Annotated in this window: 14 protein-coding genes; 6 read left to right on the top strand and 8 right to left on the bottom strand. The window is 64.8% G+C overall.

Annotated elements, in window-relative coordinates:
* Positions 1–3: 3 nt before the first annotated feature.
* The 3 genes from ybeY to miaB all read right to left on the bottom strand — a co-directional run bounded on the left by ybeY (position 4) and on the right by miaB (position 2,899).
* The gene (ybeY, locus tag ACNFCJ_RS07335) at positions 4–483 is read right to left on the bottom strand and encodes an rRNA maturation RNase YbeY (RefSeq protein ID WP_179543967.1); all 480 of its coding nucleotides are present in this window, start codon (positions 481–483) and stop codon (positions 4–6) included.
* A complete protein-coding gene (locus ACNFCJ_RS07330; protein WP_416770702.1) occupies positions 476–1,468 on the bottom strand; it encodes a PhoH family protein in 993 nt (330 codons plus the stop codon). Before ACNFCJ_RS07330 ends, ybeY begins: the two co-directional genes overlap by 8 nt.
* A gap of 87 nt (positions 1,469–1,555) precedes the next feature.
* Positions 1,556–2,899 carry a tRNA (N6-isopentenyl adenosine(37)-C2)-methylthiotransferase MiaB gene (miaB, locus tag ACNFCJ_RS07325; protein ID WP_416770607.1) on the bottom strand — a complete coding sequence of 448 codons (1,344 nt, stop codon included), beginning with the start codon at positions 2,897–2,899 and terminating at the stop codon, positions 1,556–1,558.
* A 155-nt stretch (positions 2,900–3,054) separates the two neighbouring features.
* Between miaB and ACNFCJ_RS07320 the strand changes: the two genes are divergently transcribed.
* Positions 3,055–3,378 (top strand): DUF1820 family protein, encoded by a 324-nt coding sequence (locus ACNFCJ_RS07320; protein ID WP_013717157.1) that lies wholly within the window; start codon positions 3,055–3,057, stop codon positions 3,376–3,378.
* Positions 3,379–3,416: 38 nt separating this feature from the next.
* Here the strand turns inward: ACNFCJ_RS07320 and ACNFCJ_RS07315 are convergent, their stop codons facing one another.
* The 5 genes from ACNFCJ_RS07315 to ACNFCJ_RS07295 form a co-directional block, all read right to left on the bottom strand.
* A complete protein-coding gene (locus tag ACNFCJ_RS07315) occupies positions 3,417–3,965 on the bottom strand; it encodes a tetratricopeptide repeat protein (protein ID WP_024309557.1) in 549 nt (182 codons plus the stop codon).
* 106 nt (positions 3,966–4,071) lie between these two features.
* Positions 4,072–4,704, bottom strand: a complete 633-nt coding sequence (locus ACNFCJ_RS07310) for a DUF6962 family protein (RefSeq protein WP_181565207.1) — start codon at positions 4,702–4,704, stop codon at positions 4,072–4,074.
* Positions 4,704–5,993 (bottom strand): glutamate-1-semialdehyde 2,1-aminomutase, encoded by a 1,290-nt coding sequence (gene hemL / locus ACNFCJ_RS07305; RefSeq protein WP_416770606.1) that lies wholly within the window; start codon positions 5,991–5,993, stop codon positions 4,704–4,706. Before hemL ends, ACNFCJ_RS07310 begins: the two co-directional genes overlap by 1 nt.
* A 22-nt stretch (positions 5,994–6,015) precedes the next feature.
* Positions 6,016–6,639 carry a thiamine phosphate synthase gene (gene thiE, locus ACNFCJ_RS07300; RefSeq protein WP_416770604.1) on the bottom strand — a complete coding sequence of 208 codons (624 nt, stop codon included), beginning with the start codon at positions 6,637–6,639 and terminating at the stop codon, positions 6,016–6,018.
* Entirely contained in the window at positions 6,636–7,433 is a 798-nt protein-coding gene (locus tag ACNFCJ_RS07295; RefSeq protein ID WP_416770603.1) for a hydroxymethylpyrimidine/phosphomethylpyrimidine kinase, read from the bottom strand. Before ACNFCJ_RS07295 ends, thiE begins: the two co-directional genes overlap by 4 nt.
* Before the next feature lie 143 nt (positions 7,434–7,576).
* Between ACNFCJ_RS07295 and ACNFCJ_RS07290 the strand changes: the two genes are divergently transcribed.
* The 5 genes from ACNFCJ_RS07290 (at position 7,577) to ACNFCJ_RS07270 (ending at position 13,201) form a co-directional block, all read left to right on the top strand.
* Complete coding sequence (locus ACNFCJ_RS07290) at positions 7,577–8,737, top strand: MFS transporter (protein ID WP_416770602.1); 1,161 nt, start codon at positions 7,577–7,579, stop codon at positions 8,735–8,737.
* 90 nt (positions 8,738–8,827) lie between these two features.
* Positions 8,828–9,574, top strand: coding sequence for a siderophore ferric iron reductase (locus ACNFCJ_RS07285; RefSeq protein ID WP_416770601.1), 747 nt, complete (start codon positions 8,828–8,830; stop codon positions 9,572–9,574).
* Positions 9,568–10,335 carry an ABC transporter ATP-binding protein gene (locus ACNFCJ_RS07280; protein WP_143504726.1) on the top strand — a complete coding sequence of 256 codons (768 nt, stop codon included), beginning with the start codon at positions 9,568–9,570 and terminating at the stop codon, positions 10,333–10,335. The genes ACNFCJ_RS07285 and ACNFCJ_RS07280 overlap by 7 nt, the downstream gene beginning before the upstream one ends.
* Before the next feature lie 2 nt (positions 10,336–10,337).
* Positions 10,338–12,314, top strand: a complete 1,977-nt coding sequence (fhuB, locus tag ACNFCJ_RS07275; RefSeq protein ID WP_416770599.1) for a Fe(3+)-hydroxamate ABC transporter permease FhuB — start codon at positions 10,338–10,340, stop codon at positions 12,312–12,314.
* The gene (locus tag ACNFCJ_RS07270) at positions 12,311–13,201 is read left to right on the top strand and encodes an ABC transporter substrate-binding protein (RefSeq protein WP_416770597.1); all 891 of its coding nucleotides are present in this window, start codon (positions 12,311–12,313) and stop codon (positions 13,199–13,201) included. The genes fhuB and ACNFCJ_RS07270 overlap by 4 nt, the downstream gene beginning before the upstream one ends.
* Positions 13,202–13,260: the final 59 nt, after the last annotated feature.

Raw genomic sequence — 13,260 nt, 5'->3', positions numbered from 1 at the left:
GTTTTACTCGGGGTCCTTTTCATTAGGAGATTCGTCACCGGCATAAGGGTCGGGATGACCCAATTCGGCGAGCAATTGTCGTTCCAGATCTTCCATCTCGAGGGCTTCGTCTTCCTCGATGTGGTCATAGCCCAGCAGGTGCAGGCAGCCGTGGATCACCAGGTGCGCCCAGTGCGCCTCCAGCGCCTTGCCTTGCTCGGCCGCTTCGCGCTCGACCACTGGCACGCAGATCACCAGGTCGCCGAGCAGCGGGATGTCGAGAATCCCATCGGGAATCTCGGCAGGGAAGGACAGGACGTTGGTGGCGTAGTCCTTGTGCCGCCAGGTGTGGTTCAGCTCGCGACCTTCGGCCTCGTCGACCAGGCGGATGGTCAGCTCCGAATCGGCCGTGCGTTGGCGCAGGGCCAGCTCGCACCAGCGGCGCAGTTGCGCCTCGTCCGGGTGCTGGCCGTCAGTGGCCAGTTGCAGGTCCAGTTCAAGCATCGTGACCGTCGCCCTTGTCGTTCAGGCGTGCGTCGTGGCGCTCGTAGGCTTCGACGATGCGCTGCACCAGAGGGTGGCGCACCACGTCTTTGGGCTTGAAGTGGGTGAAGCTGATGCCGGGTACGTCACGCAGTACCTCGATGACGTGGGCCAGGCCGCTCTTGGTGCCGCGCGGCAGGTCGACCTGGGTGATGTCGCCGGTGATCACAGCGGTGGAGCCGAAACCGATACGGGTGAGGAACATCTTCATCTGCTCGACGGTGGTGTTCTGACTCTCGTCGAGAATGATGAAGCTGTTGTTAAGCGTGCGGCCACGCATGTAGGCCAGCGGCGCGATCTCGATCACCTGCTTCTCGATCAGCTTGGCCACGTATTCGAAACCGAGCATCTCGTATAGCGCGTCGTACAGCGGACGCAGGTAGGGGTCGATCTTCTGTGCCAGGTCACCAGGCAGGAAGCCGAGCTTCTCACCGGCCTCGACCGCCGGGCGCACCAGCAGGATGCGCCGTACCTGTTCGCGCTCCAGCGCGTCCACCGCGCAGGCCACGGCCAGGTAGGTCTTGCCAGTACCGGCCGGGCCTATGCCGAAGTTGATGTCGTTGTCGAGGATCGCCTTGACGTAGCGCTGCTGGTTGGCGCCGCGCGGTTTGATCACGCCCTTTTTGGTGCGCAACGTCACTTGCGGAAGGTTGCTGGGGTTGACCAGTTCCTCGATGCCGGACTCCTGCAGGTACAGGTGCACCAGGTCGGGCGACAGCTCGGTGGCTTTGGTTTCGCGGTACAGCTTGCGCAGCAGCTGCTCGGCGGCCTGGGTCTTGTCGGCGCTGCCAAGCATTTCGAACTGGTTGCCACGGTTGCGGATTTCCAGGCCGAGGCGCTCTTCGATCAGGCGCAGGTGCTCGTCGAACTGGCCGCAGAGGTTGGCGAAACGGCGGGCCTCGAAAGGTTCGAGGGTGAAACGATGAGGTTCTAGAGAGGCGTTCAAGGTGATGGAGTGATCGTCACTTGTCTGGGTATGAAAAGGCAGCATAACGCTGGTCGCCCACAACGCAAAGTGTGGACGACCGCTACGTTAGTGGAGGGTCTCGGTATCCAGCAGGGTGCCGCGCAGCGAATGGGGCAGGGCGTCGTCGATGTGCACGTCGACGAACTGGCCGATCAGGCGCGGATTGTCGCAACGGAAGTTGACGATGCGGTTCTGCTCGGTACGGCCCTGGAGCATGCCCGGGTCCTTCTTCGAGTAGTCGCTGACCAGGATGCGCTGCACCGTGCCGACCATGCGCCGGCTGTTCTCGAAACCGTTCTGGTTGATGCGGTGCTGCAGCAGGGCCAGGCGCTGTTTCTTCACCTCGTCCGGGGTGTCGTCGACCAGATCGGCGGCCGGAGTACCGGGGCGCGAGCTGTAGATGAAGGAGAAGGAGAAGTCGAAGCCGACGTCCTCGATCAGCTTCATGGTCTGCTCGAAATCCTTCTCGGTCTCGCCGGGGAAGCCGACGATAAAGTCCGAGCTGATCAGGATGTCCGGCACGGCGGCGCGCAGCTTGCGGATGCGCGACTTGTATTCCAGCGCGGTGTGGTTGCGCTTCATCGCCGCGAGGATGCGGTCGGAGCCGGACTGCACGGGCAGGTGCAGGTACTTCACCAGCTGCGGAATCTCGGCGTGAGCCTGGATGATGGCGTCGGAGAACTCCAGCGGGTGGCTGGTGGTGTAACGGATGCGCTCGATACCGTCGAGGGCGGCCACGGCATGCAGCAGCTCGGCGAAATCGGCGATATGGCCGTCCGGCGCTTGCCCGCGATAGCCGTTGACGTTCTGCCCGAGCAGGGTGACTTCCTTCACGCCCTTCTCGGTCAGAGAGGTGATTTCCATCAGCACGTCGACCAGTGGGCGGCTGACTTCCTCGCCGCGGGTGTAGGGCACCACGCAGAAGGTGCAGTACTTGCTGCAGCCTTCCATCACTGAGACGAAGGCGCTAGGGCCGTCGACGCGCGGCTCGGGCAGGCGGTCGAATTTCTCGATTTCGGGGAAGCTGATATCCACCTGGGCGGTCTTGGTCACGCGCGCGGCGTCGATCATTTCCGGCAGGCGGTGTAGGGTCTGCGGGCCGAATACCACGTCGACATAGGGCGCGCGGTCGCGGATCGCCGCGCCTTCCTGGCTGGCCACGCAGCCGCCGACACCGATCACCAGGTCCGGGTTGGCCTGCTTCAGCTCGCGCCAGCGGCCGAGCTGGGAGAACACCTTGTCCTGCGCCTTCTCACGGATTGAGCAGGTGTTGAGCAGGATCACGTCGGCGTCTTCGGGTTTTTCCGTGACCTCCAGGGCCTGATGCTCGCCCAGCAGGTCGACCATGCGCGAGCTGTCGTACTCGTTCATCTGGCAACCGTGGGTTTCGATATAGAGCTTCTTGGTCATGGCACTGTCTGAGGTGGTTAAAAAATGACCGCGCATTATAGGCGTGTGCCAAGAGCGATGCCACCGCTCAGTTCCTGTAGCCCGGATTGCATCCGGGCTACGCATGCGGCGCTGTGATATTCTGCGCGCCCCGTTTTTCCTGCCTTCGAGTCTTCATGAGCAAGCGCGATCCCATCTACAAGGTGATTTTTCTCAACCAGGGCCAGGTGTACGAGATGTACGCCAAGCAGATCTATCAGAGCGATCTGTGGGGCTTTCTGGAAGTGGAGGAGTTCGTCTTCGGCGAGCGCAGCCAGCTGGTGGTCGACCCCAGCGAGGAGAAGCTCAAGGCGCAGTTCGAGGGTGTGGTGCGCAGCTTCGTACCGATGCACGCGATCATCCGCATCGACGAGGTAGAGCGTCTGGGCACGGCGAAGATCAGCGAAGCCAAGGGCGGCGGCAACGTAATGCCATTCCCCATGCCGATGCCGGACAAATAAGCTCAGAGTCGTAGGGGGCGCCGCGCGCACCAGTGTTTTTAAGGCAGCGGCGAGAAGGGCGATCGACCTTCGGCGGTCTGCAGCTCCAGCAGATAGCTGCGGAAGATCTGCCCCAGCACCTGGCTGGCGATTTCCAGTTCATCGCGACGCATCTGTGCCGACACCAGGTCGGCGCTGTCCATGGCTTCGTCCGAGCCATTGACCGACGCCATCTTCAATACGATGTAGGCCTGCACGTTGTTGGCCGGTACGCCTTCGCCGCGGAAGAACATGGTGCCCAGGCGCAGTTGCGCTTCGGCGTGACCCTGTAGCGACGCGCGCTCGAACCAGGTCAGGGCTTGCTTGAGGTCACGTGGGGTGCGTTTGCCGTCGTAGTAATACTCGCCCAGCTCGAAGGCCGCCTGCATGTTGCCGGCGCGTGCCATTTCCTGGCAGCTGGCCAGTGCATCGGGCATTTCTTCGGGAGCGGCGTTCAGGGCGCAGCTGCCGCTGGCGGGGATCAGCAGAGAGTTGCCGCCTGCGAACGCAAACAGCGGGAGGAAAAGCAACAGGCAGCCCAGGGACAGGGTGCGGCCGGTGCGGTTCATCTGGATAACGGGACCTCGGCAGTTCAGGTCGGGTGACGTGCCCGGTCGGCGCAAAACGTGCCGACCGTCGCATTATGGAATAAACCGCGTGCTCCTTACAAAGGCTTTACCCGGTCTGTCGTTTCGCACTTCCCGGCAGGCTCAGCAGCAGCCAGGCCAGCAGCGGGTACGCCGGCGTGAGCAGCACGTGAAACAGGTCGATACGGCGCAGCGGTCCGATCACGCCCTCGGTGCCGACCGCCAGGCCAGCCAGCAGAAACAGGCCCACCACAACAGCTGCGCTGATCGCTGGCGCCCGGCGCGGCCATTGGACTGCGCCGGCATAGAGAATCAGCACCAGCGTGGCCAGGTTCAGTGCCAGGCGGTAATCCTCCAGGTAGCCAAGCTGGCGGAACAGTTCGAAGAAGGCGCACAGACCAAGCAGGATGCGCCCCCAGTTCGGCCGACTCCAGGCCCAGCCACGGCCCAACGCCAAGGCCGCAGCGCCGAGCAGGGGCAGGCCGAGAAAGCTGCTGGCCTGCGAGAGCCACAGGTGCGCGGGCTGCCAGCTTGGGTCGAAACCGTAGCGCATTACGCCGACGCAGGCCGCCGTAGCCGGCAGCAGAAAGCCGAGCAGGGCGCAGAACAAGGCAGGCTGATCACCCTCGCCATAGCGGCCGCGCGCCCGGCCGATCAGCCAGACGCAGGCGGCGCACGCCAGTGCCAGCAACGCATCACTGAAGGCGGTGCTGTATTGCATCAGGCTTTTTTCAGCTCGGCGAAGGCGCGCTCGGCGGCCGCGAAGGTGATTTCCAGCTCCTTGTCGCCATGGGCGATGGAGGTGAAGCCCGCTTCGAAGGCGCTCGGCGCCAGGTACACGCCGCCATCTAGCATCAGATGGAAGAAGCGGTTGAAGCGTGCGCTGTCGCTGGCCATCACGTCGGCGAAGGTGACGATGTCGTCCGCGCCACTGAAGTACAGACCGAACATGGCGCCCGCCTGGGTGGTGACGAAGGGGATGCCGGCAGCATCGGCGCGTTCCTGCAGGCCGGCGAGCATGCGCGAGGTGTAGTCGGTCAGCTCGCTGTGGAAGCCCGGACGGCTGATCAGCTTGAGGGTGGTCAGGCCGGCGGCCATGGCCAGCGGGTTACCCGACAGGGTGCCGGCCTGGTAGACCGGGCCGAGCGGGGCGATGCATTCCATGATCGCGCGCTTGCCGCCGAAGCAGCCCACCGGCATGCCGCCGCCGATGATCTTGCCGAAGGTGGTCAGGTCCGGGTTCACACTGTAGTACGCTTGCGCGCCGCCGAGGGCGACGCGGAAACCGGTCATCACTTCGTCGAATATCAGCACCACGCCGTGCTTGTCGCACTGCTCGCGCAGGCCTTCGAGGAAACCTGGCGCCGGCGGCACGCAGTTCATGTTGCCGGCCACTGGCTCGACGATGATGCACGCCACTTCTTTGCCGACTTGCGCCAGGCACTCGGCCACGGCATCGATGTCGTTGAACGGCAGGGTCAGGGTGTGTTTGGCGAAGGCCGCTGGCACGCCTGCGGAGTTCGGCACGCCCTGGGTCAGGGCGCCGGAGCCGGCCTTGACCAGCAGGCTGTCGGAGTGGCCGTGGTAGCAGCCTTCGAACTTGATGATGCTGTCGCGGCCGGTGTAACCACGGGCCAGGCGGATGGCACTCATGGTCGCCTCGGTACCGGAGCTGACCATGCGCACCATCTCCATCGACGGCACCAAGCTGCAAACCAGCTCGGCCATTTCGGTTTCCAGGGCGGTCGGCGCGCCGTAGGACAGGCCGTGCTCCAGTTGGCGACGCACCGAGTCGAGCACGTCCGGGTGGCTGTGGCCGAGGATCATCGGGCCCCAGGAACCGACATAGTCGACGTAGCGCTTGTCGTCTTCATCCACCACGTAAGCGCCTTCGGCGTGCTTGAAGAACAGCGGGGTGCCGCCGACGCTGCGGAAAGCACGCACTGGCGAGTTGACGCCGCCGGGGATGTGTTTCTGGGCGTTGGCGAAGAGAATTTCGGAACGGGACATGGCAGGTCTCTCTGGAAGCGAATCAGTCGAACAGCGCGGCGAAGGCGCGGGCGCGATCTTCCACCTCGAAGGCGGAGTCGGCAGCGAACAGGGCGTGGATCACGGCGATCATGCTGGCGCCGCGGGCGATCAGGCCGGGTGCGGTTTCCAGTGTCACGCCGCCGATGGCGACGATGGGCTGGGCAAAGCGCGCGCGGGCCTGATCCAGCAGCTCCACGGTGGCAGCTGGAGCGCCGGGTTTGGTGTTGGAATTGAAGAAGCGGCCAAAGGCGATATAGCTGGCGCCCTCGGCGACGGCGCGCTCGGCCAGCTCCAACTGGGCATGGCAGGTGCCGCCAATGACGACATCCGTACCGAGACGGGCGCGGGCGGTGGCCAGCGAGCCGTCGCTCTGACCGAGGTGCAGGCCGACGCCCAGGCGCGCAGCCAGCTCCAGATCGTCGTTGATGATCAGCGTGGCACCGTGGCGCAGGCAGAGTTCGGCCAGAGCTTGCGCTTCATCGAGGCGGCGTATGGCATCGCCTGATTTGTCGCGGTACTGCAGCAGGCGCGCACCGCCAGCCAGCGCCGATTCGGCGTAGGGCAACAGCTTACCACCCGCCAGCAGAGGGGTATCGGTGATGGCGTAGAGGCCGCGCAGACTCATTGGCCGTAATCCAGCGGCAGGCGGCGTGGCACGTACTGGCCGTGGCCGGGTTGTTCGGCGTCGCGCAGGGTACGCCAGGTGTAGTCCAGGGCGCTTTTCACCGCGCTGACCAGTTCTTCACCCAGCGCCAGGCGACCGGCCAGGGTGCTGGCCAAGGTGCAGCCGGAGCCGTGGTAGCTGCCGGGCAGGCGTGCGCAGGTAAAGGTGTGGCGACTTCCATCGCGGCTGTACAGGCGGTTGTGCACTTCGGCTTCGTCGCCGTGGCCGCCGGTGATCAGCAGGTGCTCGATGAAGGGCAGCAGTTTCTCGGCGCACTCGTCGGCGCTGCCTTCCGGCAGTTCGGCGAGGATGCGCGCTTCCGGCAGGTTCGGCGTGGCGATGGTGGACACGGCGAACAGGCGTTCGCGCATGGCATAGCCGACGTCATCCTTGCCCAGCGAGCCGCCGCCGCCGGCGCGTAGCACCGGGTCGCAGACCAGCGGTACACCGTGCAGTTGGCTCATCACTTCGAGCACGTTCTCGACCATCTCTACCGAGCCGAGCATGCCCAGCTTGACGGCGGCGACCGGCATGTCGGCGATCACTGCACGGGCCTGGGCCAGTACCCAGTCGCGGTCGAGCACACGGAAGTCGGAGACGTTGACGGTATCCTGCACGGTCAGGGCGGTCACCGTCGGGGCGGCGTGACAGCCTTGAGCCAGCAGGGCTTCGATATCAGCCTGCAGACCGGCACCACCACTGGGGTCGTGACCGGACATACAGAGTACTACGGGGCGGAAGTTTGGCGTTTTCATGGTGCGCGAGCTTATCACTAACAGGCCTGAAGTCGCTGCACGCCATGCCGGTTGCTAGCCTTTCTGATTCTCGTCTGTATTGGCATTAACCGGCCTGGGGATGGCATCATGCGCGGCCCTGCCGCCTTGCCCGAATGCCTCCAATGACGCTGCGTACCTGCCTGATCATGATGACCGCCCTGGCGGTGATCACCGATAACCTGATCATCCCTTTTTATCCGCAGTATTTCGCCGAGCGTTTCGATAACCCGCCGGAGCAGCATGTCGGCCTCTATCTGGCGGTGGTCAGCCTGGTGGTGATGTCGGTGTTCCCACTCTGGGCGCGCCTGGCCAAGCGTGTGCACCCGGTGCGTATTCTGATCAGCGCGCAGTTGATGGCCGGCAGCCTGACCGCGGCCTGCTATTTCATCGACTCGCTGCCGCTGTTCTGGGTGGTATCGCTGCTGATGGTGGTGTTCAAGGGCAGCTACCTGCTGATGTATCCCTACGTAATGAGCTTGCAGCAGCAGGACAACCACACCCAGACCATCGGCACGTTGTCGGTGGTGGTGCACTTCGGCGCCATTCTCGGTGCCGCGCTGGGCGGCCTGATCCTGCAGATCATGAACATCGGCGACGTGTTCCTGGTAATGGCTGCTGGCGACTTCATCCAGATGGCCATCTGCATGCACCTGGTGCGTGGCTACCTGCCTGCAGCGGGCGAAAAGCCGGCGAGCGACGAGGCGCCGGTGAAGAACGAGTCGCGCAGCCTGCCGGCGATCTACCGCCTGTGTCTGGTGATGCTGCTGTTCTATTTCGTCGGTTACGTGACCCGGCCGTTCTTTGCCGTCTATTGGCAGCAGGTGGCGCACTGGAACAGCGAGATGGCGGCCGGCTTCGTCTATGCGCTGCCCGGCGCTGTGGCCGTGTTGGCGCTGTGGTGGGGGCGCCGCGCGACCCAGCAAGGCAACACCCGTGATGGCATTCTTGCCGGTCTGCTGTTGGGCGCGGCAGCCACTTTCATTCAGGGTTTCGGCGATCAGTGGCTGATCCTGCTCGGCCGAGTGCTGTTCGGTTGGGCGCTGTATCAGGTCACCGTGCGCCTGGATGCCTTGCTGTTCGAACTCAGCTCGCCAGAGCACTACGCTGTGGACTTCAGCAAGATCAACATCTTCCAGTGCCTGGGCAATATGGGCTCGGCCTACGGTGCGGGGCTGCTGGTCAGCCATTACGGCCAGGTCATGCCGTTCTGGGTCGGTGCTGTCGGCTTGCTGCTGACTGCGGCGCTGTTCCCGTTGCTGGTGCGAAAACCCAAGGCTGCGTGAGTCTTGAGTGGCGAATGATAATTTGATGCAGATGCGTATCAATGATTAAATTCGCCCCTCGCACTGCTTCCATCATCCGGGTTCGCCGCGATGCACGACCTTCACCACTTGCTCGACGTGATTTCCCGCAGTCTGCCTGGGCTGCAGGGCCGTATCGGTGATGCCGAGGCTGATCTGCTGGTTTGCGGCAGCGATGGCAACGCACAGCGTATCGCCACGCTTTATCAGCACTGGTGCCAGGCTCATCCCGAAGCCGGGCCGCATTACTGGACGGTGCGCAGCTGGACCTACCTGGTCTGGCAACCCATCTACCTGACCTTGCTCGGCGTGCATCTGGCGCAGCGCATGCCCTGTCTGTCGACGCTTGGGCAGGATGTTCAAAGTGGTGTGGTGCTGGGCTTCTGTCTTTCCGATCACTGCCCGCAACGGGCTGCAGAGGACGAGCTGATCAACCTTGCTGGCAGCCAACTGGCCGACCTGCTGCGCCGCCAGCATGTCGAGTTCTGTCAGGTGCAGAGCATCCACGGCAAGCTGGCTCAGCGGCTGGCAGCCGACTATGTGCTGGCAGCGTTGCTGCTGGTGCAGCGTCAACTGAACCTGGATAACCAGCAACTGCGAGGGTTGTCGGCGCGCTGGCTGGAGGCATTGGGGCTACGCGGTGGTAGCGACCTGCTGGAAGTGCGCCTGGAGGATGGACGTGACTGCCTGACCCTGGAGCGCAAGGCCTGTTGCCAGCATTTTCGGCGTTGCGACGGCGAGCTGTGCAGCACCTGCCCGAAATTGCGCCGTGATGAGCGCCTGGTGCGTCTGCGTGAGGAGCTGGCTCAGGCATGCTGAATCTGCGTGATATCGAAGTGCGTCGTGGTGAGCGGGTGACGCTGGCAGTGGACGAACTGCACCTCGAAGGTGATCGCTTCACCGTGATCCTCGGCCACAACGGCTCGGGCAAGTCGACCCTGATGAACCTGCTGGCGCGGCAGTTGCAGCCGACCCGAGGCTCGCTGCAGCTCGACGAGCGCGACCTGGCCGGTTTTTCCGCCCGTGACTTCGCCCAGCGCGTGGCCTTCCTGCCGCAGCACCTGCCCGACGTCGCCGGCCTGACCGTGCGCGAGCTGGTACGCCTGGGGCGCTTTCCCTGGCGTGGATTGCTCGGCCGCTGGCGCGCCGAGGACCATGCGGCGGTCGATCAGGCGCTGGCCCAGACCGATGTCGCCCATTACGCCGATCACCTGGCCGACAGCCTCTCCGGTGGCGAGCGCCAACGTGCCTGGATCGCCATGCTGCTGGCCCAGCAATCGCCGCTGTTGCTGCTCGACGAGCCCACCTCGGCGCTGGACCTGGCGCATCAGTACGAGCTGATGGGCCTGCTGCGCCAGCTCAATCGCGACAGCGGACGCGGCATCGTCGCCATCCTCCACGACATTAATCTCACCGCGCGGCATGCCGACCGGGTGATCGCCCTCAAGCAGGGACGGATCTTCTTCGACGGCAGCCCGGACGAGCTGCTCAGCGGGCCGTTGCTCAGCCAGCTCTACGACATCGATATCGAACTGATCGAACAGCCCGGCAGCGCCCGCAAGATTGCCGTGGTGGCCTGAGCATGGCGGCAGTTTCGGCGCCCTCACGCCACCTTCTGACGCTGCTCGCGCTGCTGCCCCTGGCACTCCTGCACCTGTGGCTGGCGGCCGATCTTGGTCCGTTCGAGCTGTGGGCGATGCTGGCTTCTGCCGAACACAGCTTCGAGTTTCTGCAGCTGCAACTGTCGGCTCTACCCAGGCTGAGCATGGCGCTGCTGACGGGCGCAGCGCTGGGCTTGTCCGGCAGCCTGTTGCAGCAAATCACGCAGAATCGACTGGTGTCGCCCATGACCATCGGCGCTTCGTCCGGGGCCTGGCTCGGGCTGGTGCTGGCCACCTTGCTGGTGCCGACCTTCGCGGCCGATCACGGGCAGTGGGCGGCACTGCTCGGTGCGCTGCTGGCGGTCGGCCTGGTGCTGCTGATTGCCGGGCGCAGCGGTATTGGCGGGCTGCCGCTGGTGCTGTGTGGCATGGCCATCAACCTGTTGCTCGGCGCCCTGGCTGCCGGGCTGGTCCTGATCAACAACCAGTACACCCAAGGGCTGTTCGTCTGGGGTGCGGGTGATCTGGCGCAGATCGACTGGCACTGGGTGCAGTGGCTGTGGCCCAAGTTGTTGCTGGCACTGCCGCTGCTGATCCTGGCGCCGCGGCCGTTGAGCCTGCTGCAGCTTGGCGGCGATGCTGCCCAGGGCCGTGGCCTGGCGCTGTGGCCGGTGATGCTGGTGCTGTTTCTGGCGGCGCTATGGCTATGTTCGGTGTCGATCACGGCGGTCGGCCTGATCGGTTTCATCGGCCTGCTCACACCGAACATGGCGAAAATGTTCGGCGCCCGCACCGCGCGAGACGAGCTTCTCTACAGCGCGCTGCTTGGCGCCTTGCTCTTGCTCAGCACCGACGCCCTGGCACTGCTGGCCAATCGGCTTAGTGGCCAACTGGTGCCCAGTGGCGCCGCCGCCGCGTTGATCGGTGCGCCGGTAATGTTGTGGCTGGCGCGCCGCCACCTGGCTGCGGAAGATCCACGTGGTCTGCAACTGCCGCGCGGCGCCGAACGCTTCGGTTGGCGCAGTGCGCTTTGGGTGGCGGTCTTCGCACTGCTGGCGCTTACCGTGGCGCTTGGGCTGGCGCGCGGTATCGATGGCTGGCGTTTTGAGTGGCCGTCGGCGTTGGTCTGGTCGCTACGCTGGCCGCGTGTGCTCACGGCTGCTTCGGCCGGCGCCGGCCTGGCGATTTCCGGCCTGCTGCTGCAGCGTCTGCTGCGTAACCCGCTGGCCAGCCCGGATATCCTCGGGCTCTCCGCGGGGGCCACGCTGGCGGTGATGCTCGCGCTGATCATCTTCGGTGGTGCGCTGCTAGGCGCGGTCGCGCCGCTGGCGGCTTTCGTCGGCAGTCTGGCGGTGCTGGCGGTGTTGATGCTGCTGGGGCGGCGTCATCGCTACTCACCAGCGCTGATGGCGCTGCTGGGGATTTCCCTGGGCGCGCTGCTCAACGCGGCGCTGCAGTTCGTGCTGGCCAAGGGCAGTGGCGACTCGTTCGCGTTGCTCGGTTGGCTGGCTGGCTCCACCTACCGCGCCACACCGGCGCAGGCCTTGGGGTTGACGCTGGGCGTGCTGTTGTTCGGTACGCTGGCGCTGCTGTTTCATCGCGCGCTGACACTGATCGGCATCGGCGACGGGGTAGCCGCCAGCCGTGGCCTGAACGTGCCGCGCTTGCGTCTGGCGTTGCTGGTGCTGGTGGCGCTGCTGTGCGCGCTGGTCACCAGCCTGCTCGGGCCTGTGGCGTTTCTGGGGCTTTTGGCCCCGCATATCGCGGTGATGCTCGGCGCGCGCCGGGTAGTGCCGCAACTGCTGCTTGCGGCCTCGCTGGGCGCAGTGCTGATGCTGCTGGCGGACTGGGTTGGCCGCACCCTGATCTTCCCGCTGCAGATTCCGGTGGGCATTGTCGCCTCGGTGCTGTGTGGCGGTTACTTCGTCTTCTTGTTGATCCGTGGGAGATTGACGTGAAGCGTTGGTTGCTCGGCTTGCTGCTGCTGTGGCTGACGCCTGCCTGGGCGAGTGATGCGCCACGGGTCGCTGCACTGAGTTGGGAGGCCACCGAGCATCTGCTGATGCTCGATGTGACGCCACTGACCGTGGCCGATGCCGGTGACTACCGCGCCTGGGTGGTCAGGCCGACGCTGCCTGAGGGCGTGCCGTCGAGCGGTTCGCGCCTGGAGCCCAACCTCGAGTTGCTGGCCGAGTTACAGCCTGAGCTGATCGTCATTCCACCGGTGCTGGAAGACATTCGCCCGTTGCTTGAACGTATCGCGCCGGTGCAGGTGTATCAGGGCTTCAGCCAGCAGCATGACAATCAGCAGGTGCAGCGCGAGGCGTTTCTCGACCTGGCGCGCTCCTTGGGGCGCGAGGCGTTGGCCGAGCAGCGGCTGCAGGCGATGGACACCGAGTTGGCGCAATGGCGTGAGCGGCTGCAGGCCCATTACGCAGAGCACTTGCCGGCCGTCACGGTGATTCGCTTCTCGTCGCCGACCGCCGCCTTCATCAACGGCCCCAACTCCATGCCGCAACATGCGCTGGCGCTGCTCGGCCTGCAGCCGGCACTGGACCTGCCGCCGAGCCCCTGGGGCATCACTCAGGTGCCGATCACCACCCTGGGGAGGATCGAGCAGGGCGTGGTGCTGCATATCGAACCCTTCCCCCAAGAGGCGCAGTTGTTCGCCTCACCGCTGTGGCAGGCCATGCCGTTCGTGCGCGAGCAGCGCTTCGCCGCGATGCCCTCGACCTGGACCTACGGCGGGGTGTTTTCCCTGCAGTACCTGGCTGAGGCGATAGGTGAGGCGCTGCTTAAACTGCCGTCTGAATCTGGAAAAGCGCCCCAACAGCCCCTAGAGTAGAGCGATTCGAATATAAGTCTGCCGTGCGTGGCGGCGCCATCTGATGGGCTAATGGGGGC

This window comes from Pseudomonas sp. NY15364 (genome assembly GCF_048068235.1).
Lineage (GTDB): Bacteria > Pseudomonadota > Gammaproteobacteria > Pseudomonadales > Pseudomonadaceae > Aquipseudomonas > Aquipseudomonas mendocina_D.
This window is presented reverse-complemented; position numbering and strand designations above follow the sequence as displayed.